Below are 21,061 nucleotides of genomic sequence, written 5' to 3'. Positions count from 1 at the left end.
CATCCTGTTCCAGTGCGCCGGGGCGGGCGCTCGTTGCTGCATGTGCGTACAGCGGCGTCATGGCGCGCCGCTTGTCGTCGCTTCAATCGGCTCGATGCTCCATCATCGGGCCGCCCTGCTCGTTGCCGTTACTGCGGCTGATAGATCGAATCGAACACGCCGCCATCCGCGAAGTGCGTCTTTTGCGCCTTCGTCCAGCCGCCGAAGGTATCGTCGATGGTGTAGAGCTTCAGCTTCGGAAACTGCTTGATGAGATCGGCCGGGACCGTTTTCGAGCGCGGACGATAAAAGTTGCGCGCCGCGATCTGCTGGCCTTCGTCGCTATACAGATACTTCAGATACGCCTCGGCGAGCTTGCGCGTGCCGTGCTTGTCGACGACCTTGTCGACCACCGCGACCGGCGGCTCCGCCAGAATGCTCACCGACGGCACGACGATCTCGAACTTGTCCGGGCCGAACTCCTTGAGCGACAGGAACGCCTCGTTCTCCCACGCGATCAGCACGTCGCCCTGCCCGCGCTGCACGAAGCTCGTCGTCGCGCCGCGTGCGCCCGAATCGAGCACGCCTGCGTTCTTGTAGAGCTTGGAGACGAAGTCCTTGGCGCTCTGCTCGTTGCCGCCCGGCTTGTGCTGCGCATACGCCCACGCGGCCAGATAGTTCCAGCGTGCGCCGCCCGAGGTTTTGGGGTTCGGCGTGACGATGGAGACGCCCGGCTTCGCCAGATCGTCCCAGTCCTTGATGTGCTTCGGATTACCCTTGCGCACGAGAAACACGATCGTCGATGTGTACGGCGACGCATTGTCCGGCAGGCGCTTTTGCCAGTCGCCGTTGACGAGTCCCTTGCCGGCGAGCGCGTCGATGTCGTAGGCCAGTGCGAGCGTGACGACATCGGCCTGAAGGCCATCGAGGACCGCGCGTGCCTGGCCGCCGGAGCCGCCATGCGACTGCTTGAACGTGACGGTCTCGCCCGTCTCCGCCTTCCACTTCTTCGCAAACGCCTGATTGAAATCCTGATACAGCTCGCGCGTCGGATCGTACGACACGTTCAGAAACGCGGTTTGAGCATGCGCGTGGACGCTGATGGCCGCCGTCGCCGCTGTCACCGCGAACGCCGCGAAGAGCTTTCTTGCCTTGGTCCCCAATCCCGCTTTCGTGCTTTGCATTCCCCGTTCTCCGTCTTATCCATTGACGGAATCAGTCTATCGGCGCGGCTATATGATTAGAAATAATCGTTTTTCATCTTTTTATATGGAATCGTGCTAACGGCGCCGCCTTGGCTGCGTTCCGGCTGCGAAGGCCAATTCCGGGCTCTTCCACGACGAAGTTAAAGTAATGCTTGAAAAGCGCGAAATACTGTATAAAAATACAGTCATCTGTTCATCCATACAGCGCAGCAGGGGCCAGCCAGTGACTAGAACTTCAAAACTTACCGCTCGCCAGCAGGAAGTCTTCGAACTCTTGCAGCGCGCCATCGAGCGCACCGGCTTCCCGCCCACCCGCGCGGAGATTGCCGCGGAGCTTGGCTTCAGTTCGGCCAATTCCGCCGAGGAGCATCTTCGGGCGCTGGCGCGCAAGGGCGTGATCGAACTGGCGGCGGGCTCGTCGCGCGGCATCCGGCTGATCGGCGAAGCCGTGCAGCCGGACGAGCTGCCGCATCAGCTCACGTTGCCGCATCCGAGCATCATGCAGTTGTCGCTGCCGCTCGTCGGCCGGGTCGCAGCCGGCAGTCCGATCCTCGCGCAAGAGCACATCTCGCAGCATTACGCGTGCGACCCGGCGCTCTTTTCCAGCAAGCCGGACTATCTGTTGAAGGTGCGCGGGCTGTCCATGCGCGACGCCGGCATTCTCGATGGCGACCTGCTCGCGGTGCAGAAGCGCACGGAAGCGAAGGACGGGCAGATCGTGGTTGCGCGTCTGGGCGACGACGTCACCGTCAAGCGCTGGAAGCGTCATACGGACGGCGTCGAACTCATCGCGGAGAACCCGGACTACGAGAACATCTTCGTGCGCTCCGGCAGCGGTGAATTCGCGCTCGAAGGCATTGCGGTCGGTCTGATCCGCTCGGGCGAGTTCTAGCGCGCCCGCTTCATCCCACGCCACGCACGACGCGGCGCGTTTCGAGTACATCAAAGCATGACGGCAGCCGTTCTCGGCTCGCCGCGGTGCGTCCTATCGCCTGGAGAGTCATCATGGAACGTTTTGCCCGTTTGTTGCCCTTCCGCCAGTTTGGCCGCCTGCGTCATCTGCGTGCATTGATTCCCTGCGGCGTCGCAGCGCGTCCGCATACCGAAGCCACGCCCGATCTGTTCGATGAAATGCCGGTGCTGCCGTCTCGCCAGCCGGCGTTCGCCCGCGTGTCGCTCGTGAAGACGGTTCATGCGGAACCGGCGCAGCGCGCGCCAGTGCGGGTGTATCGCAGCGAATCGCGCGTCATCATGGTCGGCAAGATCAGCGAGGTGTCGCGCATGCTCGACCGCTGCATCGACGAGGAACGCGCGGGCGTCGCGGGCGGTTTTCTGGCGTGAGCGTCGCGGGTTGACCGGACGGCGGCTTCGGGATGGTTCTCGCGCCGGCGTGGTCAATCCGAGTTTGAACGACGCTCGTCGCCTAGAGGGTTATGCGAAAACTGTCACTTATCTTCGGTCGTAGGGCAGTCAATGACGGCCTACGCCGCCGGTGGTAGGAAACATCCATGGCCTCATACCGCTGCAACTCATTTGCTGGAGTCACCCAAAGATCTCCGAACCATCCAGTCGTTACTGGGCTATTCAGGCCTGGCGACTGCTTAAGTCTCAGCCCGGCGCAAAGCCGGAATCGGCTCACCGCGTCCTAACGCTCTGACGCATCAGTTGCACGAACTTGCCGGTGATCGACGGCAACGTTCTGCCTCGTTTCTTCACGATCGCAATCGACCGCACGAACGCTGGATCGTTGATCTCTTTGCTGACGAGCCCAGGTTCGGCGCGCACTTCTCGCGCGGTCTCGGGCAGGATCGTCACGCCCAGGCCCGCGCGCACCATCGCGACGGCGGTCATCATATACGTGGGTTCGCAGGCAATATCGAGCGGCCCGCTCCACTGGCTAAGCGCGGCATCGACAACCGCGCGCACGCTTGTCCCCGGTGCGGTGAGCACGAGCGGAACCTGCGCGAGATCGCTCACGCCGATTCGACGCATGCTCGCGAACGGATGCTCGCCCGGACAAACGACGACGAGCCGGTCCACACCGGCATGCAGGACTTCAAGCATCGGGTCGGGCACGTCACCCCCGGTGAGCCCGATATCAACTTCCTCCTCGCGCACGAGCGCGTTGACGGTGCTTGCTACGACATCGCGAATCTGGAACGTGACGCGCGGCACGTCGTGTTTCATGCCGATGATCAATTCCGGCAGTGCGCTCGCCGCAAACGTGGGCAGGCACGCGATGCGGATGGTGCCGCTCTCGCCTTCGCCCAGTGCGCGGGCGTCGCGCAGCACGTTTTCCATGTCGCGCAGAGATTTGCGCAGGAGCGGCAGCAACTCGCGGCCCGTCGTCGTCAGCGCGACATTGCGGCTGTTGCGATCGAGCAGGCGCGCGCCGACCGCTTCTTCCAGCCGGCGTATCTGCACAGTAAGGGCGGGTTGCGAAAGATGCAGTCGCTCGGCCGCCCGCGTGAAGCTTCCCGCCTCGGCCACGGCGACGAGTGCGCGAATATCGCGAAGATTGAGATCCATTATGGTTCGTGATAGCTGGGATCAAATCATTTCAATTGTGTGATCGCTGCTTCGAACTTACTCTGGGCGTCATCAAAAAACAAGATTCGGAGACAGACACATGCTGCCGTTGCTCGGCCTCGCCACCATCGTCGTCCTGCTCGGGGCGATTCTTTCCAAACGCATGTCGCCGCTCGTGGCGCTGATCATCGTGCCGATCGCGGCGTCGCTGATCGGCGGATTCGGATTGCAGACGAGCAAGTTCGTCATCGACGGATTGAAGAACCTCGCGCCTGTCGTCGGCATGTTCGTGTTTGCGATCCTCTATTTCGGCACGATTACGGATGCGGGCACGCTCGATCCGATCATCGACCGCATTTTGCGCGCGGTGGGCACCAAACCGACGCGCATCGTGATGGGCACGACGCTGCTCGCACTCCTCATCCACCTCGACGGCTCCGGCGCGGTGTGTTTTCTCGTGACGATCCCCGCGATGCTGCCGCTCTACGAACGCCTGAACATGGACAAGCGCGTGCTGGCCGCTGCGGTGTCGATGGCGGCGGGCATCAATTTTCTGCCATGGACGGGGCCGATGATTCGCGCATCGGCGTCGCTGCATCTGCCGATCTCATCGCTCTTCAACCCGCTCATTCCCGTGCAGGCTATCGGCCTCGTGTTCGTGTTCGGCATGGCGTGGTGGCTCGGCCGGCGCGAGGAAAAGCGCCTCGGCTATTCGAGCGCGACCGGTTCGATTCCGATGCCCGAACGTAAGCTCACGCCCGAGGAAGAAGCGCTGCGCCGCCCGAAGAACTTCTGGTTCAACATCGTGCTGACGATCGTCGTGCTCGGCACGATGGTCGTCATGGGCGAGAAGATTCCGCCCGCGATCATGTTCATGGTCGGACTGTGCATCGCGCTGATGGTGAATTACCCGAACGTCGACATGCAGAGAAAGCGCATCGATGCGCACGCGCGCGCCGCGCTGATGATGGCCGGCATTCTGCTCGCGGCCGGCGTGTTCACCGGCATCATGCAAGGCACCGGCATGCTGAAGGCGATGGCGCAGGCAGCCGTCGGCTTCGTGCCGCCCGCGCTTGCCGGGCACATTCCCGTCGCCCTCGGTCTGGTGTCGATGCCGCTGTCGATGCTCTTCGATCCCGATTCGTTCTATTTCGGCGTGCTGCCCGTGGTCGCCGAAGTTGCGTCGCAGCTCGGCGTGGCGCCGGTGCATGTCGGCCAGGCCGCGCTGCTCGGCCAGATGACGACCGGCTTTCCCGTGAGCCCGCTCACGCCCGCGACGTTTCTCGTCGTCGGACTGTGCGGCATCGATCTCGCGGATCATCAGAAGTTCACGTTCCCGCTGCTGTTTGGCGCGTCGATCGTCATGACGATCGCGTGCGTCGTGCTGGGCGTGTTTCCGCTGTAAGGACGAACCATGAAAGACATCATCAGAATCGGCGCGGGCGCGGGCTATTCGGGCGATCGCATCGAGCCTGCGGTCGAACTGGCCGAACACGGCGCGCTCGACTATCTCGTGTTCGAATGCCTTGCCGAACGCACGATTGCTATCGCCCAGCAGGCGCGCCGCAACAATCCCGATCTCGGTTACGACCCGCTGCTCGAAGCGCGCATGCGCGCAGTGCTGCCCGTCGCGGTGAGAAACGGCGTACGCATCATCTCGAACATGGGCGCGGCCAATCCTCGTGCGGCTGCGCGCAAAACCGCGCAGATCGCCCGCGAACTCGGGCTCGATGGCCTCAAGATCGCCGCGGTCACCGGCGACGATGTGCTCGACGTCGTCCTGCGCGCGAACCTGCGCTTCGAGGAATCGGGCGACAAGCTTGGCGCGTATGCACAACGCATCGTATCGGCCAATGCGTATCTCGGCGCCGCGCCTATCGTCGGCGCGCTTGCAGCGGGCGCGGATATCGTGTTGACGGGGCGCGTCGCGGACCCGTCGTTGTTCACGGCGCCGCTCATCCACGAATTCGGCTGGAACATGGACGACTGGAACACGCTCGGGCAGGCGACCGTGGTCGGGCATCTGCTCGAATGCGCGGGACAGGTGACGGGCGGCTACTTCGCCGATCCCGGTTACAAGGGTGTCGGCAATCTCGCGCGGCTCGGATTTCCGCTCGGCGAGGTGAGCGCGGACGGTTCGATCATCGTGACGAAGGTGCCACATGCGGGCGGCGCCGTGACTGAGGCGACGTGCAAGGAACAACTGCTCTACGAGATTCACGATCCGGCGCGTTACTACCAGCCCGACGTCGTCGCGGACTTCACGCAGGTGCGCGTGAGGCAGGAGGCGCAGGACCGCGTGCGCGTCTCGGGCGGGCGCGGCAATGCGCGCACGGATACGCTCAAAGTATCCGTCGCCTATGCTGACGGCTTCATCGGCGAAGGCCAGATTTCCTATGGCGGACCGGGCGCGGTGGCGCGCGCGAGGCTCGCGCTCGATATCGTGCGTGAACGTCTCGCGATCACGGGCGTCGACACCAGCGAACTGCGTTTCGACCTGATCGGCGTGAACGCGCTCTATGGCGATGCGCTAGCGTCCGGCAATGACGATCCTTTCGAAGTCCGCGTGCGCGTCGCTGGGCGGACGTCGAACGCAAAGGAGGCGGCGCGCATCGGCAACGAAGTCGAAACGCTCTATACCAACGGTCCGGCGGGCGGCGGCGGCGTGACAAAGAACACGCGTGAAGTCATCGCGGTGCAATCCGTGCTGCTCTCGCGCGAGCATGTGAATCCCGTTTTCGAATTTGTGGAGGCCAAGGATGAAACTGCGTGAACTGGCGCATGGCCGCACCGGCGACAAGGGCAACACGCTGAATGTCTCGGTGATCTGTTTCGATCAAAGACACTACGCGCATCTGCGCAAACAACTGACGCCCGAGCGCGTGAAGGCGCATCTCGCCGAGGTCGTCAAAGGCGATGTCGCGCGCTACGAACTGCCGCTTTTGAATGCCTTCAATTTTGTGCTGGGACGTGCGCTGGGCGGCGGCGTCACGCGTTCGCTCGCGCTCGACGCACACGGCAAGTCGGTGAGCGCGGCGCTACTCGATATCGACATCGAGGAGCCTGTCGCGGATTGAGTCGCGTCGGCGGTCGCAAAACGGGATTTTGGTCGTTTCTTTGCGTATGCTTTTGATGCGTTTCATTCTTGAGTGATGGGGAGCCGCTCGTGCTTTGCATCGCTCGCGATTGCGCGTGCATTGTGCGCCGCGCAATGAGTTTTCCGTTTATTCGGGTGCGATCCCGGATTCACCCGGACGATGGCGAGCGCGCCAAATATCCGACCTACGATCGGCGATCACCAGCCCGTCATAGACACGTCCCGTGCCTAAGCGACTGCTCCGCGCTTGCCGCCGTTCTAATGAATGGATCAAAAGCGGTACAGCCCGTCGATCCAATCGCTTTGGGTACATGCCTTGATTGCGCCACGGTCGCAACCAGAGCACCGCCGATCTTCGTTATCGCCGCGTGCTTGTGGCCGAAGCTTTGCCTTCGCCGCTTTGAATTGGCTATTCCAGATAAGCACACGCAGGGCCATGATGTCATCGAGTGTGCGTGAATCGCACGAACCTGCTGACGCATAAGCCGCTATCGAAATGAGTAATCTTGATCTGAACTTGCTCCGCGTCTTCGATGCGGTCCTCCGCGAGCGGAACGTGCTTCGTGCCAGCGAGGCAATCAACTTAAGCCCTTCCGCAGTCAGTCATGCGCTATCGCGGCTGCGAGGGTTCTTCAACGATGACTTGTTCGTACGAACGGTCGCCGGAATGGAACCGACCACTCGGGCGCTCGAAATGGCTCCCCTAGTACGAGATGCCCTCGTTATCATCGACCGTGCAGTGGGACCGAAGCATTTCGACCCGGCCAGCACCGACAGACAGTTCTGCATAGCGGCGACGGACTACCTGACCGCCGTGGTATTGCCGCCGTTCTTCCGTGCGACGTCGATTGCAGCACCGCGGGCGAGTGCCACGGTCTTGCCTGCGAGCAGGATCGATCTGACCACGCAGATCGATATCGGCCGTGTTGAAATTGCACTGGGATCGTTTTCCAACGTGCCGCCTCGTATTTACGAACAGAAGTTGTTTGAAGAAAGGGAGGTGTTGGTTATCGCGTCGGACCACCCTCTCGCGGGACGAAAAATTCGTTTGAAGGATCTCGCTAACTTGCCTTTGCTCGTTGTATCGACGGGAGGGACGGACGATGGCTTCCTGTCCGAGCGAGGACTGACTCGCAGGACTGAGATGTTCGACCGGGCTGAGGTGGAGGCCGCATATGAATCGATTGGCAAAAGGCCTCAGTTCAGAATCGTTCAGCCTCACTTTCTGGCTATTCCCTCGCTCTTAGCCGGGACCCCGGCCGCAGCAATAGTTCCTGCGTCGCTTGCAAGGCTTTTTAGTCAGGCGGGGACGGTGTACGCAGCGGAACTGCCATGGAAGGCCACCACGCGATCCTTGCAGATGATTTGGCACGAGCGTCACACTCACGACCAAGGTCATACATGGCTGCGAACGATGTTGGCAGACGCGGCGCGGCATATCGCGAACACCGACGCACAGCGCGTCAGGGGCAAGTCACGCCGGTGAACTGCACGTCATGCATTCTGGTTTGGCAAAAAATGCACTTCCTCGACGGAAACTGTCGCTGTAGCCTTTATCCAAGCATCCGACAAAGGCTATTCAATGTTCACCGACGACATTGAAGCGACCTATGAACTGACCGACGTGGAAAGCGTCATTGTGAGTCAATTCGCTAATCGTTTTTTTTCGAACCGCGAAGTTGTATCGCAGTCGTTGAGGGCATTCTCAACCCTGTACGCTACTCAACAACGGGGGCAAATGTGGAACCGTCGCGCGCCCAAGTTGCTGCAGGCGACGCTAAGGATCGGCTAATCGACGTCATCACTTCAGCGCACGAAGCGTTTCCCAGAGGTGAAAGTCGGTGCTGTCATTACATTGCTCTACTTACCCGCCGGACGCATTGCATACGACATAGAACCGTCCGCTCTCTGATTACCCTAACCGATGAAACAACACAGACTTCTGCCGACGAACGAAAACCTCGGCATCGTGATTCCCGACAGCCAGCTAGCGCGTGAGGCGACTGAACTCATTCGCGATACCGAAAGCGAATTTCTATTCCACCACTCAACGCGCGTGTACCTTTGGGGCGCTCTACTCGGCAAGCGAAAGAACCTCGCCTTCGACGAAGAGTTGCTTTACGTCGCGGCCATGTTCCACGATGTCGGCCTGACGTCCGTCTATCGCGAAAGCCAGCTTCGCTTCGAAGTCGATGGCGCGAACGCCGCCCGTGATTTCTTACGAAGCCATCACATCGGCGAGGCGGAAGTACAGAAGGTATGGACGGCTATTGCGCTGCACACGACGCCGGGTATCCCCGAGCACACGCACCCGGAAGTTGCGCTCGTCCAGGCCGGTGCCGGGATGGACGTGGCGGGACGAGGCTTCGAAGGATACACAGAAGAACAACGAGCGGCGGTCCTCGCATCCTATCCGCGCGGCACCGCTTTCGCGAGCAAGATGATCGATGCCTTCTACGAGGGCATGAAGCATCGCCCGGGCACCACGTTCGGCACCTTCAACGATGACTTCATTGCGTACAAGGATCCTGGCTTCGTTAGAGCCGACCTGTGCAGCATCATCTTGAACTCGAGCTGGGGCTGAGAACCTCGCGTCCGGCTTATCAGCACGAGATGGTGATTGGGTTGTCGCGATAAGGCGACGTGTGTCGGGCGGCTCCAACCCAGTGTCTGTTTCATCCGTAGCAACGGCCATCACCCAGTCGGCACGCCATGCAGAAAGCCGTTAGGTTCTCGGCTCTGAAACGGTCGACGAGCGAGTGGCGAGCGGGAACTGAGGGACAACGCCCTCAGTTCCCTGCCCTTGTCGCGCGAGATGTAAAGCAAGGCGATGGCACGTCCACTAACCGTTCCGCGTACCAGTGAAGATACGCCGCCCAGCGTTAGCTAAACGTGCGCGACGACTACGCGATGAACGGGCCGTCAGTCAGTGAGTTGATTCCGGCTGCGCAAGACCTGTCGTGCCGACCGCCGGAGCCTGTTTTATGAAGAGCGTAACAACAGCGCCAACGAGTGCACAGCCTCCAAGCACCAGTAGTCCGGTAGTGAAGTTACCAGTCAGATCCTTCAGATAGCCCATCACGTATGGACCGACGAAGCCCGAGAGATTTCCGACCGAATTTATTGCCGCAATCCCGCCGGCCGCTGACGCACCGGTAAGAAACGCTGTGGGGATGGGCCAAAGTAGCGGCGGCATCGCCGAGCAGCCGATCTGACCCACGCACAGCAGGGCAAGCACCAGAACCGGTGCACTGACCAGTCCGGCCCCGCCTACGCCTAGTCCAGCCAGCAACAATGCGAAGGCAACATGCTCGCGGCGCTTGAGCGTGCGGTCGGAATTTCGGCAGAGAAGCACCATGCCGATTGCGCCAAAGACGAACGGTACGGCAGCCAGCACTCCGGTTTCGAAGTTACTGGCGCCGAAGCCCTTGACGATCGTCGGCAGAAAGAACGCCACGCCGTAGTTGGCCGCGTTCAGGCAGAAGTAGACAAACGAACAAATGAGCATCCGCGGATCACTGACGAACTCCTTGATCCCGATATGTCCGTGTCCCGCGGAAAGCTTGCTTTGCTGCTCCTGCTCGATAGATTTTTCGAGCCAGTTAATCTCATCCTTTTGGAGCCATGCGGCTTGAGATGGGCGGTCCGTCAAATAGAACACCACGACCAGCGCCAGCACCACCGAGGGCAGCGCCTCCAGAATGAACAGCCACTGCCATCCATGCAAGCCCGCGGCAGAAATGTTCAGCAAGGCGCCTGAGATGGGCGCTCCGACCACCGACGAAAACGGAATCGCCAGCATGAAGAACGCCACGACTCGCGCTCGATACACCGCTGGGAACCACAGCGTCAGATAGAAGATAACGCCCGGATAGAAGCCCGCTTCGCAGACCCCGAGGAGGAAACGAAGCGTATAGAAGGTCGTTTGATTCGAGACGCCGATGGTGTCTGAGATCGGCTGGATGAACGCGAATAGCAACGAGATAAACCCCCACGACAGCATGATTCGGGCGATCCACAGCCGGGCGCCGAATCTGTGCAGCGCGAGGTTCGACGGAACTTCCAGGAAGAAATACGCGATGAAGAATAGCCCTGCGCCAAATGCGTACACAGTGTCGCTCAAACCTAGCGCAGCATTCATCTGAAGCTTCGCGAACCCGACATTGACGCGGTCCAGATACGCGACGAAGTAGCAAAGCATGAGAAACGGCACTAGCCGCACCATGACCTTCTTGATCGTTCGGGCTTCAATATCATTCACAGCTATCTGTCTCCCAATCCATGCAGCGCGCTAGTGAGCAAGAACCTGCTCTCCGAGTCTCTCCGATCGCTTCCGCGTCTTTCTGTAGACGTATTCAGCGCCGCCGTGATATTTGATGTGTGATCACAACGCGAAGTTAGAGCAGCGCCATGACGCCGTCAACTCATAGCGACCCTAGGAAAACCTGCATATATAAAGAAATTGCTTTCGGTAATGGGCGTGCTTGCATGTGGGTTGCGAATCGATGCAGGCGGGCGGCGCTTCTCCGCAGGGCTGTTGGACGCAGAGACACAGCGAAGTACGGCCCGCGATCCGCGTGCACTGCATCTTTACAGCCAAGCTGCACGATCAAATCGTGGACGAGTCGCCGGCGCGGTCCGGCCCGGCGTCCACACAGATCTGCGCATCGGCGTGGCAGCCTAAGGCGGCCTCTCACCAGCTTCCGTCACAGAGTCGCTTACAATTTTTTGGGCACGCTTCGGGGCCAATCATGCGCTCATGGCGGCTTGATCGCCCCAATCTCTCAGGCCATCTGGATTTGTCACGGGCAACGAGTCTGGTTTCGGCCATCGGGTCTACTGATGCGAACGCCTTCGCGGCGGAAGTTTTGAAGCTCCTAGGAGATGCAGCGGGCATATCGCAGTGCACCGTCTTCGCTTACGAGTTTAACAATCGCCCACGGAACGGTTTCAGTCGCAGACCACCGCGGTGGTCGATTCCCTGAGCAACGTCGCGGATACCTAAGCGAAGACTTTCTATGCGCTGGACGGAAATCAGACGATCATCTCGGCTGCGCGTCCTCCGAAGCCGGAATCGGCCGTCTTGCTGCATCAGCAGGCCATCGAAGACATCGCGCATGAAGGGTATCGGGCCGCCTGCTACACCAGCCAGTTGTTTCAGGCCGACTGTCTCTCTTGCTCCAGCCGTCGCAGGATATCTGGCTCTCCGTCACTTCCCTTTTTCTCGCGCGGTTCCCCATGCTCGCGATCGACCAGATCGACGACCCGGCCGTCGCACTGAATTTGATCGACGACGCAAGCGAAGGAATGACTGAATCAGCGCCGCAGTAGGTTTTAATTCACACGCCCGCCTCGTCATGTTTTTTGGATTCGACTATCTGCCGCAATCTGACGATGTCCTCGATCATCGAACGAGCATCGCGTTGTCATTCGAAACACTCCACGTTGAGTCGACTGACTCGTCGAACCATATCCAGTGCACTGCTTTCTGCCGTCGATCGCCGGAGGCTGGGTAGCACCGCTTGGCCGAAAAGGTCAAAATCTGCGCTATCGACACTCGAATGGAAGAGCATATGACATCGTTATTCGATCTGAGCGGCCGCACTGCGCTCATCACCGGCTCCACAAGAGGCATCGGCTTCGCGCTCGCGCAGGGGCTCGCGGCCGCGGGCGCTGGGGTGATCGTGAACGGAACGCGCGCCGATACCGTTGCCGAAGCGGTAGACCGACTCGAAGGCGCAGGCTTCAAGGCAAAAGGTCGCGCGTTCGACGTCACGGATGAAACAGCCGTTGCCAACGCATTCGCGCAATGGGACCGTGACGGCGTCCAGATCGACATCGTCATCAATAACGCGGGCATCCAGTTTCGCAAGCCGCTCGTCGAACTCGAACTCGCCGACTGGCAGCGTGTGATCGACACTAATTTGACGAGCGCGTTCATCGTCGCGAAAGAAGCGGCACGTCGCATGATCGCGCGCCGCACGGGTGGCAAGATCGTCAACATCGGCTCGCTGACCAGCGAAAGCGCACGCGCGACCATCGGCGCATACACAGCGGCAAAGGGTGGCATCAAGATGTTGACCCGGGCGATGAGTGCCGAATGGGCGTCGTCGAACATTCAGGCGAACGCCATCGGCCCCGGCTACATCCTCACCGACATGAACCAGGCGCTGGTCGACAACGCCGCCTTCGATGCGTGGGTCCGCAGCAGCAATCCCTCACAGCGCTGGGGCAAGCCCGATGAGCTCGTCGGCACCGCAGTGTATCTGTCGTCGCAGGCATCGAGCTATGTGAACGGCCAGATCATCTATGTAGACGGCGGCTGGCTCGCCGTGCTCTGAACCGAACTTTTCGCGGGCATACAAACGCACTCGCTGAAAGCTGTTCTCCGTACAAGCTAAAGGCAGGCGTTGCGGAGCATTGCGCCTCGCAGCGCCTCGGTGGCGAACTTATTAGCGAAGCCGCTTCAGTGAAAGGCGGCCATTGCTTCCAATTTCGGTCCGAGACAACGGAAAGCCGGAAAGGACATGAGTGTGAGCTTGTGACCATGCCACCGTGCTTGGCAACGACGAGGATGCGGGTGAATCCAGGGTCGCAGTTGGGCGCGCGAATGTTCGGTCTGCAAAGGTTCGACGAACCTTCGACAGCTCATGTAATCGTTTGCTCTTGCTTGAAATCGCTGGCTTTCAAGAGATAATAAACTGCGCACTCTCAGTGCGTTCTCTCGTTCGGCCCGTCGGAAAGGCGGGCATTTTTTTTCGCCAGGTTCTGCGAGCCTTGAAGACTTTGGATGTCCTGCCGCTGGCAAGTGACGTGCACCGGAAGGTGCAGCGATCCGAAGATCGAATGGCAGAAGCATCGGAAGACACTCATTGCGGTAACTGCTCTACCTGCTCGCTTCTTGCATTAGCGAACGAAGTACGCCGATTCCAGGATTTCGTACTCGCGTCTCTGCGCCCCCGATGCTTGACCTGCTGCGCCATCCTTCCGTCGATGCTCTTTCGTCCCCAACCCTCGCCGTGCCGAAGTTGCCTGTGCATCCGGTTCCGCAAAAGGCGAAACCGGCTTAAGCAAAAGAGCGACGGCGCTAGAAAGATTGCCGCATGCCGATACGAACATCGGCCTGCGTGTTCGAGGTGGACGGCGTGAAGCTATAGCCGATGACTGCATCGACCGGACCCGAGGCGCGCAGATAGTCGCCGGAAATATAGATGTCGGTCCGCTTGGACAACAAATAATGCAGACCGAGCGATCCCTGATTCCAGTGATTGCCTTCGAAGCGCGTGTGCTGATAGCCGCCGTATAGCGCGATATCGGGCCTGAAGTTGTAGGACGCGCCGGCCTCGTACACCTTCATGTAAGAGGTGACGCCCAGCCCCTTGACGTTCGTCCAGGTGAAGTTGCCTGACACCATCAGGTTGCCGATCGTCCACGCGCCGCCAACGGCCAGCGCGCCTTGCCTGTCGACGGGGAACGCGTTGGTGCTGTATAGGTCGGTGCGCGCACCTGTGGCCGGATCGATGCTGACCGCGGGCTGCCCGAGGAAAGTGCGCGCGCCGATCATCGCGTACGGATCGAACGCGTAGATTCCGTTCGGATTGTTCAGTTGCGTATAGGCGATTCCCAGGTTGAAGGTGTTCGCGGCATAGTGTCCGCCCACGCTCCATGCGCTGTTCTGATGGAAGTTGCCCGATACGTTGCCAAACGAATACATGCCGCCGAACGTGAAGCCGCCATAGTCGTTCGACAGGAACTTCACTGAATTCGGCAGCCGGTCCCCGTTCATGCGGTCGAAATCGCCCTGGTGGATGGCGTAGCCGCTCGCCCACGCCGAGATGTTGTAGAGATAAACGAACTCTTCGGTCATATCGAGCTGATTACCGAACGACAACTGACCCCACTGATTGCTTTTCAGGCCCACGTACGCCTGACGCCCGAACTCCGCACCGCCGAACGCATAGCGTCCCGTGCCGACACGGAAGCCCGATTCGAGCACGAATACCGCTTGCAGCCCGCCGCCCAGATCTTCAGCCCCGCGAAAGCCGATACGATTGCCGTAGGAAATGCCGTCATCGAACTTGAACAGGTGCGAGCCGCCGCTGTTACTCACATAGGTAACGCCCGCATCCAGAATGCCGTAGAGCGTCACGCTGCTTTGTGCCTGCGCAACTCCCGGTGCAACGGCTGCGCTCGCGGCGAGCGCAAAAGCTGTCATGAAAGACGAACGTCGTGCGGCGTATGGTTTTTCTTGCATCAGCGTGTCCTCTTGTTGTGGGGCGACACGTAAAAATAAGGTGCCATATAGCCGGTGGCTCGACTGATTGCGACATAAATCTGCCCGGGAGCGACCGTCGAATTGCAGCTCGACGTTCAGCAAGCGCGCGCCACAATCATTACCATAGGAATGCGAACCATCCGGTGCAGTGGCAAGACTCAGACTTGCCACTATCGCCTATTTCACGCCCAAGGCGCTTTGAACGGCTTCCAGCCCGTTGCCGCCGCTCACGGTCATTACGTTGTCGAGCCACGCCTTCAACAGCTCGGGGTGACGTTTGAGCGCGTCGGCGGCGGCCGTTTCGAGTCTTGTCTTTTTATCCAGCACATCGGCAATGACGCCGTTCTCCAGATCCACGCTGAACGCCATCTGCCTGAAAAGGCGTCCGACGTTCGGGCATTGCTGCTCATACCCGCTGCGCGATACGGTGTTCACCGTGGCGCCGCCGAAGTTGGGGCCTAGATATTGATCTCCGCCATCGAGATAAACGGGCTTGAATTTCGTATTCATCAGATGCGGCTCCCACGCGAGAAAAACGATGAACTTCTTGTCGCGTATCGCGCGCTCCACTTGCGTCAGCATGCCCGTTTCACTGGATTCGACGACCTTCCAGTCGCCGAGACCGAAGGCCTTGTCGCCAACCATCTTCTTGAGGTTCTGATTGGCGGGCGCGCCCGGCTCGATGCCGTATATGCGCTTGTCGAACTTGTCCGCATTCTTCTGCAAGTCCGCGAACGAATGCACGCCCGCTGCGGCGACGTACTCCGGCACAGCAAGCGTGAACTTGGCATTCGACAGATTCGGCCGCACCACATCGATGGATTTCTCATCGACGAACGGCTTGACCAGCGGAGCCTGCGCAGGCATCCAGTTGCCGAGGAACACGTCGATCTGCCCTTTCTTCAATCCCTGATACGTGATCGGCACCGACAGGTTCGCGACGTCCTGCTTGTAACCGAGTGCCTTCAGCACGATGCCGCTCATCGCATTGGTCGCGTCGATGTCGGTCCAGCCCGGATCGGCCATGCGCACTTGCGTGCAAGACGGCGGATCGGCGGCGAGCACGTGCGACGCCGCGCAGCCGAGCACGGCGGTGAAAAGCGCATGTATGAGGGCTTTTTTCATCTGCGTTCCTGTTGTATGTGCGGGTTGATCGTCTGCGGTTTCAATGTTGGACAGCGGGAAAGCGGGCCATTGCCTCGAGATCGTCGAGGTCGATATGGTTGCGCATATAGCGCTGACTCGCATCGACGCGAGGCTGCCAGTCCCATGACTGGATCGTGCCGAGTGTCGTCGATGCAAAGTGGAAGTGACGGCGGCGCTGACTCATCAGCACGTCGCGATGCAGCGCATCCAGATCCCAGCGACGCGCAACTTCCTCGCGAAACGCGGCCACCGTCGCTCGATGCCGCTCATCGTTAGCGAGATTCGTCCGTTCGAAGGGATCCGCTCTCAGGTCGTATAACTGGTCCGGATCGGCGGGCGAGTGAATGAATTTGTACGCTCCTCGCCGAATCATGACGATGGGCGCAATCGCGCCTTCCGCAAGATATTCGCCGATGGCTTCGTCGTGTCCCCCCGTTTCTGCAAGATGCGGCACGAGGCTTTGCCCGTCGATAGCATCTGGCCAGCTTTCCGGCAATTCTCCGCGCGCGATCTCGACCAGCGTCGGCAACACATCGAGATGGGAGACCGATTCCTTCACGCGATGCGGCTCGAACCGCCCCGGCCGATGCACGATCAAAGGCACGCGGCAGCCACCTTCGAAGAACGTCATCTTGTACCAGAGGTTGCGCTCGCCGAGCATCTCGCCGTGGTCCGACGTGATGATGATCGTCGTCTCGTTCGCGAGTCCGGCCTGTTCGAGTGCCTCCAGGATGGCTCCGAACTGATCGTCCACATACGATACCGCCCCGTAGTACGCGCGGCGCGCGTTGCGAATCTGCCTGTCCGTTGGCGGCGTGCGATCGGCTTCGTAGACATGGCGCAGACGCTTCGAGTGCGGATCGCTCGCCTCGAGCGAGTCGCGATAAGAAGGCATGTCTACGTCATCGTCGGGGTACATGTCCCAGTATTTGCGCGGTATCGCGTAGGGATCGTGCGGATGCGTCAGCGACGCGACCATCATGAACGGCCGCGTGTCCTTGCCCGCGTGCCGCTCGCGTGCGATGTCGAAGAGCTTCTGGCGGACGGTGAAGGTCACCTCGTCATCGAAATCGAGTTGGTTGGTCCGCACGCACGGGCCTGCATCGATGACGGAACTCATGTTGTGATACCACGACGGGCGCGCTTCGAAGTTCTGCCAGTCGGGCGTCCAGCCGAAATCCGCAGGATAGATGTCGGTTGTGAGCCGCTCCTCGAAGCCGTGCAATTGGTCCGCGCCGCAGAAATGCATCTTGCCCGACAAAACCGTGCGATAGCCTTCGGCGCGCAGATAGTGCGCGGAGGTCAGCGTCTCAGAAGGAAATTCGGCAGCGTTGTCGTAGGCGCCGATGTTCGAGGGCAGTTTGCCCGCAAGCAAAGAGAAGCGCGACGGCGCGCACAGAGGACTCGCGCAATACGCCGAATCGAAGACGACGCCCTCACGCGCGAGTGCATCGATATGCGGGGTCTTCGTCACGCGATTGCCGTACGCGGCGAGCGCAAGCGGCGTGAGTTGATCGGCCATCAGAACAAGGATATTTTGTTTCGTCTCAAGCATGGAGCAAGCCTCGAATAGAATCCACTGCAGCGAACCGCGCGGACCGGGACGTCCGCGCAACGCCACTATTGCCGTTCGATTTGCGTCTGTGAAGACGGCATTTCGTTATGCGCCTATAAGGAGCGGTTATGCCACGACAAGACCGCCTGCCGCCCATGCAGGCGCTGCTGATATTCGAATCCGCCGCGCGGCTCGCGAGCTTCACGGCCGCCGCGCGCGAACTCGGCTCGACGCAACCGGCCGTGAGCCAGCGCGTCGTGCAACTGGAGGAAGCGCTCGGCACTCCGCTCTTCGAACGCGGACATCGCGGAGTCTCGCTGACGGAAGACGGGGCGCGTCTGTTCCAGGCAGTGCGCCAGAGTTTCGATCTCATCCGCCAGGCTGCGTCCGATATCCGCTCGCGCCATACGCAGCGCACGCTGACCCTGTCGACGGACTTCGGCTTCGCCGCCTACTGGCTCATGCCGCGCCTGCCCCAGTTCAAGGCGCTCATGCCCGATGTCGACGTAACGATCATCACGTCGCAGCAGTTCCCGAGCGCATCCGGTGAGCTTGCGGATGTGTTCATCGTTTTCGGCGACATGCACGGTGACTGGGGATCGCGCCGCGCCGTCAAGCTGTTTCCCGAACGAGTGACGCCCGTGTGCAGCCCGACGTTCGCCGCGACGCACGACACGTCGGACCTTTCGAAGCTGCCGCTTCTGCATGTCGAGCGCACGCAGCCCGAGCGATGGCTCTCATGGAGCGCCTGGTTCGAAGCCCACGGACACCCCGCCCCGCCGCCGCAAGGCGGATTCACCTTTAACAGTTACGCCCTCGTGACGCATGCCGCGGTCATGGGACAAGGCGTCGCGCTCGGCTGGTCGCCGCTCATCGACGAGCTCGTCGCGACCGGCCAGCTGGTCGCGCTCCGCGACACCCCGCTTGTCACCGAGCGCGGGTACGTGCTGCTCACGCTGCGCGAACCGTCGGCCGCCGTGCGCGCGTTTCAGGACTGGCTGCTCGACGAGTGCGACACCATCATCTGACGTTGTTTGCCTGATTTCAACCACGGAGACGTTCCGTGTTTTTATTGATTGACCGTTCAATATAAAAAAAGTAGCATGGTTTTCACGCTCGAACCATCAGGCAGCCGGGTGTCTCCGGCGGCTGCGTCCTTTATCGAAGTCGAACGTCATGCCAAAACTTGGAATGCGGGAAGTGCGCCGCGCGCAGCTTATCGATGCCACCTTGCTGACCATCGACGAGTTCGGATTGACGGGAGCGACGCTCGCGTCGGTTGCGCAACGCGCCGAAATATCGACGGGCATCGTGAGCCATTACTTCGGCGACAAGGACGGTCTGCTCGAAGCCACCATGCGGCATGTGCTGCGTTCGCTGTGGCAAGGCACATCGCGCCGGCGAAGGGCCGCCAAGGCCGATCCGCGCTCGAAGTTGCGCGCGGTCGTCGCCGCGAACTTCGACGTCGAGCAGGTCAACGGGCCGGTTATGAAAACGTGGCTCGCGTTCTGGTCGGAAAGCATGCACAAGGACCGGTTGCGGCGCTTGCAATACGTGAACACGCGGCGTCTCTTCTCGAATCTATGCGCGGAATTCTCGCGCGTGTTGAGCCGCGGCGCTGCCCGCCGCGCCGCGACTGGACTCGCGGCCCTGATCGACGGCCTCTGGTTGCGCGGCGCGCTCGCGGGAGAACCTTTCGACACGAAGACCGCCCTGCGCGTCTCGTATGACTACATCGACATGGTGATCAAGCCACGCGACTGATTTCATAGCTACGCACTCAGGAGACGTACGCGATGTCCGCATTCGAAGAGCAACGGCTTTACATCGGCGGCGAATATGTCGATGCGACCAGCGGCGAAACCTTCGACACCCTCAACCCCGCTTCGGGCGAAACGCTCGCACGCGTGCAGCAGGCGTCGCAGGAAGATGTCGATCGCGCGGTTCGTTCAGCGCGAACGGGACAGCGGGAATGGGCCGCGATGACCGCGATGCAGCGTTCGCGCATACTGCGCCGCGCGGTGGACCTCCTGCGCGCGCGTAACGACGAGCTTGCCGCGCTGGAAACGCTCGATACGGGCAAGCCCATCTCGGAGACGCGCGCCGTCGATATGGTCACGGGCGCGGACGTCATCGAGTATTACGCGGGCCTCGCGACCGCCATCGAAGGCGAGCAGATACCGCTGCGCGAATCGTCGTTCGTCTATACCCGGCGAGAGCCGATCGGCGTGTGCGCGGGCATCGGGGCGTGGAACTATCCCATCCAGATCGCATGCTGGAAGTCCGCGCCGGCCCTTGCGGCCGGCAACGCAATGATCTTCAAGCCAAGCGAAGTCACGCCTTTGAGCGCGCTGAAGCTCGCCGAGATCTACATCGAGGCAGGCGTACCGGCCGGCGTGTTCAACGTCGTGCAGGGCGACGCCCGCGTCGGCGCGATGCTCGCGGAACATCCCGGCATCGACAAGATATCGTTCACGGGCGGCGTCGAGACGGGCAAGAAGGTGATGGCGCGCGCGGGTGGATCGACGCTCAAGGAAGTGACCATGGAACTCGGAGGCAAGTCGCCGCTGATCGTGTTCGACGATGCAAACCTCGAGCGCGCCGCCGATATCGCGATGAGCGCGAACTTCTTCAGCTCGGGCCAGGTGTGCACGAACGGCACGCGTGTGTTCGTTCAACGCAATGTCGTCGAGAAATTCGAAGCCCTGATTCGGGAGCGCATGAAGCGCATTCGTATCGGCGCGCCGGACGATCCGAATACGAACTTCGGCCCGCTGGCCAGTGCGATGCAGTTGCAGAAGGTGCTGACCTACATCGAGAGTGGCAAGCGCGAAGGCGCACGGCTCGTCGCGGGAGGCGCACGTCTCGCGGATGGTGCATTCGCGCGTGGTCACTATGTCGAGCCGACCGTGTTCGCGGATTGCCGCGACGAGATGCGCATCGTGAAGGAGGAAATCTTCGGCCCGGTCATGTGCATCCTCGCTTTCGACGACGAAGACGAAGCGATCGCGCGCGCCAACGATAGCGTGTACGGCCTCGCAGCGGGGGTCGTGACGGAGAGTCTGTCGCGTGCGCATCGCGTGATTCATCGCCTCGACGCCGGCATCTGCTGGATCAATACATGGGGCGAGTCACCGGCCGAAATGCCCGTGGGCGGATACAAGCAGTCGGGCATCGGCCGCGAAAACGGCATCGTGGCGCTCAACGCTTACACCCGCATCAAATCGATCCAGGTTGAACTGGGACCGTATCAACCCGTGTTTTGAGGGCTTTTT

General features: G+C 60.8%; 18 protein-coding genes and 1 pseudogene. 13 read left to right on the top strand and 6 right to left on the bottom strand.

The window, feature by feature from the left end; translation table 11 throughout:
• Nucleotides 1-128: 128 nt before the first annotated feature.
• The gene (locus BG57_RS26040) at nucleotides 129-1,163 is read right to left on the bottom strand and encodes a sulfate ABC transporter substrate-binding protein (RefSeq protein WP_035969611.1); all 1,035 of its coding nucleotides are present in this window, start codon (nucleotides 1,161-1,163) and stop codon (nucleotides 129-131) included.
• Nucleotides 1,164-1,407: 244 nt separating this feature from the next.
• On the opposite strand from BG57_RS26040, the gene lexA reads away from it, so the two are divergent.
• Complete coding sequence (gene lexA / locus BG57_RS26035) at nucleotides 1,408-2,076, top strand: transcriptional repressor LexA (RefSeq protein ID WP_035969609.1); 669 nt, start codon at nucleotides 1,408-1,410, stop codon at nucleotides 2,074-2,076.
• 113 nt (nucleotides 2,077-2,189) lie between these two features.
• On the top strand, nucleotides 2,190-2,525 hold the full coding sequence (locus tag BG57_RS26030; RefSeq protein WP_035969607.1) for a hypothetical protein: 336 nt from the start codon (nucleotides 2,190-2,192) through the stop codon (nucleotides 2,523-2,525).
• A gap of 294 nt (nucleotides 2,526-2,819) precedes the next feature.
• On the opposite strand, the gene BG57_RS26025 is transcribed toward BG57_RS26030, so the two are convergent.
• Complete coding sequence (locus BG57_RS26025; RefSeq protein WP_035969605.1) at nucleotides 2,820-3,713, bottom strand: LysR family transcriptional regulator; 894 nt, start codon at nucleotides 3,711-3,713, stop codon at nucleotides 2,820-2,822.
• 100 nt (nucleotides 3,714-3,813) lie between these two features.
• Between BG57_RS26025 and BG57_RS26020 the strand changes: the two genes are divergently transcribed.
• From BG57_RS26020 to BG57_RS25995, 6 genes are all read left to right on the top strand, one after another.
• Complete coding sequence (locus BG57_RS26020) at nucleotides 3,814-5,118, top strand: CitMHS family transporter (RefSeq protein ID WP_035969604.1); 1,305 nt, start codon at nucleotides 3,814-3,816, stop codon at nucleotides 5,116-5,118.
• Between the two features lie 9 nt (nucleotides 5,119-5,127).
• Nucleotides 5,128-6,486, top strand: a complete 1,359-nt coding sequence (locus BG57_RS26015) for an acyclic terpene utilization AtuA family protein (RefSeq protein ID WP_035969602.1) — start codon at nucleotides 5,128-5,130, stop codon at nucleotides 6,484-6,486.
• The gene (locus tag BG57_RS26010) at nucleotides 6,473-6,790 is read left to right on the top strand and encodes an AtuA-related protein (RefSeq protein WP_035969599.1); all 318 of its coding nucleotides are present in this window, start codon (nucleotides 6,473-6,475) and stop codon (nucleotides 6,788-6,790) included. The genes BG57_RS26015 and BG57_RS26010 overlap by 14 nt, the downstream gene beginning before the upstream one ends.
• A 516-nt stretch (nucleotides 6,791-7,306) precedes the next feature.
• Entirely contained in the window at nucleotides 7,307-8,296 is a 990-nt protein-coding gene (locus tag BG57_RS26005) for a LysR family transcriptional regulator (RefSeq protein ID WP_052006000.1), read from the top strand.
• Between the two features lie 96 nt (nucleotides 8,297-8,392).
• Nucleotides 8,393-8,602: a hypothetical protein gene (locus BG57_RS26000; protein ID WP_052005999.1), complete on the top strand. Its 210-nt coding sequence runs from the start codon at nucleotides 8,393-8,395 to the stop codon at nucleotides 8,600-8,602.
• A 132-nt stretch (nucleotides 8,603-8,734) separates the two neighbouring features.
• Nucleotides 8,735-9,394, top strand: coding sequence for an HD domain-containing protein (locus BG57_RS25995; protein WP_052005998.1), 660 nt, complete (start codon nucleotides 8,735-8,737; stop codon nucleotides 9,392-9,394).
• A gap of 342 nt (nucleotides 9,395-9,736) precedes the next feature.
• On the opposite strand, the gene BG57_RS25990 is transcribed toward BG57_RS25995, so the two are convergent.
• A complete protein-coding gene (locus tag BG57_RS25990) occupies nucleotides 9,737-11,035 on the bottom strand; it encodes an MFS transporter (protein ID WP_035969596.1) in 1,299 nt (432 codons plus the stop codon).
• 526 nt (nucleotides 11,036-11,561) lie between these two features.
• On the opposite strand from BG57_RS25990, the pseudogene BG57_RS33920 reads away from it, so the two are divergent.
• Both BG57_RS33920 and BG57_RS25985 read left to right on the top strand, forming a co-directional pair.
• Nucleotides 11,562-12,021: pseudogene (locus BG57_RS33920) on the top strand (LuxR family transcriptional regulator); the annotation flags it as partial.
• Nucleotides 12,022-12,383: 362 nt separating this feature from the next.
• Nucleotides 12,384-13,151, top strand: a complete 768-nt coding sequence (locus BG57_RS25985; protein WP_035969644.1) for an SDR family oxidoreductase — start codon at nucleotides 12,384-12,386, stop codon at nucleotides 13,149-13,151.
• Nucleotides 13,152-13,897: 746 nt separating this feature from the next.
• On the opposite strand, the gene BG57_RS25980 is transcribed toward BG57_RS25985, so the two are convergent.
• From BG57_RS25980 to betC, 3 genes are all read right to left on the bottom strand, one after another.
• Complete coding sequence (locus BG57_RS25980; RefSeq protein WP_052005996.1) at nucleotides 13,898-15,025, bottom strand: porin; 1,128 nt, start codon at nucleotides 15,023-15,025, stop codon at nucleotides 13,898-13,900.
• A gap of 237 nt (nucleotides 15,026-15,262) precedes the next feature.
• Nucleotides 15,263-16,210 (bottom strand): choline ABC transporter substrate-binding protein, encoded by a 948-nt coding sequence (gene choX / locus BG57_RS25975; RefSeq protein WP_035969591.1) that lies wholly within the window; start codon nucleotides 16,208-16,210, stop codon nucleotides 15,263-15,265.
• Between the two features lie 40 nt (nucleotides 16,211-16,250).
• Nucleotides 16,251-17,786: a choline-sulfatase gene (gene betC, locus BG57_RS25970; protein WP_035969590.1), complete on the bottom strand. Its 1,536-nt coding sequence runs from the start codon at nucleotides 17,784-17,786 to the stop codon at nucleotides 16,251-16,253.
• A 128-nt stretch (nucleotides 17,787-17,914) separates the two neighbouring features.
• Between betC and BG57_RS25965 the strand changes: the two genes are divergently transcribed.
• The 3 genes from BG57_RS25965 to betB all read left to right on the top strand — a co-directional run bounded on the left by BG57_RS25965 (nucleotide 17,915) and on the right by betB (nucleotide 21,052).
• A complete protein-coding gene (locus tag BG57_RS25965; RefSeq protein WP_035969588.1) occupies nucleotides 17,915-18,814 on the top strand; it encodes a choline sulfate utilization transcriptional regulator in 900 nt (299 codons plus the stop codon).
• Nucleotides 18,815-18,962: 148 nt separating this feature from the next.
• The gene (gene betI, locus BG57_RS25960; RefSeq protein WP_035969586.1) at nucleotides 18,963-19,550 is read left to right on the top strand and encodes a transcriptional regulator BetI; all 588 of its coding nucleotides are present in this window, start codon (nucleotides 18,963-18,965) and stop codon (nucleotides 19,548-19,550) included.
• A 32-nt stretch (nucleotides 19,551-19,582) separates the two neighbouring features.
• Complete coding sequence (gene betB / locus BG57_RS25955; protein WP_035969583.1) at nucleotides 19,583-21,052, top strand: betaine-aldehyde dehydrogenase; 1,470 nt, start codon at nucleotides 19,583-19,585, stop codon at nucleotides 21,050-21,052.
• Nucleotides 21,053-21,061 lie beyond the last annotated feature (9 nt).

This window comes from Caballeronia grimmiae (assembly GCF_000698555.1).
GTDB classification, from domain to species: domain Bacteria; phylum Pseudomonadota; class Gammaproteobacteria; order Burkholderiales; family Burkholderiaceae; genus Caballeronia; species Caballeronia grimmiae.
The sequence above is the reverse complement of the archived record's forward strand: the minus strand, read 5'-3'. Positions and strand labels throughout refer to the sequence as shown.

What these genes read in the sequence shown, in the direction of transcription:
- BG57_RS26000 (WP_052005999.1), top strand. Translation starts at nt 8,393, where the DNA reads ATGTTCACCGACGACATTGAAGCGACCTATGAACTGACCGACGTGGAA.
- BG57_RS26005 (WP_052006000.1), top strand. Translation starts at nt 7,307, where the DNA reads ATGAGTAATCTTGATCTGAACTTGCTCCGCGTCTTCGATGCGGTCCTC.
- BG57_RS25980 (WP_052005996.1), bottom strand. Translation starts at nt 15,025, where the DNA reads ATGACAGCTTTTGCGCTCGCCGCGAGCGCAGCCGTTGCACCGGGAGTT.
- choX (WP_035969591.1), bottom strand. Translation starts at nt 16,210, where the DNA reads ATGAAAAAAGCCCTCATACATGCGCTTTTCACCGCCGTGCTCGGCTGC.
- betC (WP_035969590.1), bottom strand. Translation starts at nt 17,786, where the DNA reads ATGCTTGAGACGAAACAAAATATCCTTGTTCTGATGGCCGATCAACTC.
- BG57_RS25985 (WP_035969644.1), top strand. Translation starts at nt 12,384, where the DNA reads ATGACATCGTTATTCGATCTGAGCGGCCGCACTGCGCTCATCACCGGC.
- betI (WP_035969586.1), top strand. Translation starts at nt 18,963, where the DNA reads ATGCCAAAACTTGGAATGCGGGAAGTGCGCCGCGCGCAGCTTATCGAT.
- BG57_RS26015 (WP_035969602.1), top strand. Translation starts at nt 5,128, where the DNA reads ATGAAAGACATCATCAGAATCGGCGCGGGCGCGGGCTATTCGGGCGAT.
- BG57_RS25965 (WP_035969588.1), top strand. Translation starts at nt 17,915, where the DNA reads ATGCCACGACAAGACCGCCTGCCGCCCATGCAGGCGCTGCTGATATTC.
- BG57_RS25995 (WP_052005998.1), top strand. Translation starts at nt 8,735, where the DNA reads ATGAAACAACACAGACTTCTGCCGACGAACGAAAACCTCGGCATCGTG.
- BG57_RS26010 (WP_035969599.1), top strand. Translation starts at nt 6,473, where the DNA reads ATGAAACTGCGTGAACTGGCGCATGGCCGCACCGGCGACAAGGGCAAC.
- BG57_RS25990 (WP_035969596.1), bottom strand. Translation starts at nt 11,035, where the DNA reads ATGGTGCGGCTAGTGCCGTTTCTCATGCTTTGCTACTTCGTCGCGTAT.
- BG57_RS26030 (WP_035969607.1), top strand. Translation starts at nt 2,190, where the DNA reads ATGGAACGTTTTGCCCGTTTGTTGCCCTTCCGCCAGTTTGGCCGCCTG.
- BG57_RS26040 (WP_035969611.1), bottom strand. Translation starts at nt 1,163, where the DNA reads ATGCAAAGCACGAAAGCGGGATTGGGGACCAAGGCAAGAAAGCTCTTC.
- betB (WP_035969583.1), top strand. Translation starts at nt 19,583, where the DNA reads ATGTCCGCATTCGAAGAGCAACGGCTTTACATCGGCGGCGAATATGTC.
- BG57_RS26020 (WP_035969604.1), top strand. Translation starts at nt 3,814, where the DNA reads ATGCTGCCGTTGCTCGGCCTCGCCACCATCGTCGTCCTGCTCGGGGCG.
- BG57_RS26025 (WP_035969605.1), bottom strand. Translation starts at nt 3,713, where the DNA reads ATGGATCTCAATCTTCGCGATATTCGCGCACTCGTCGCCGTGGCCGAG.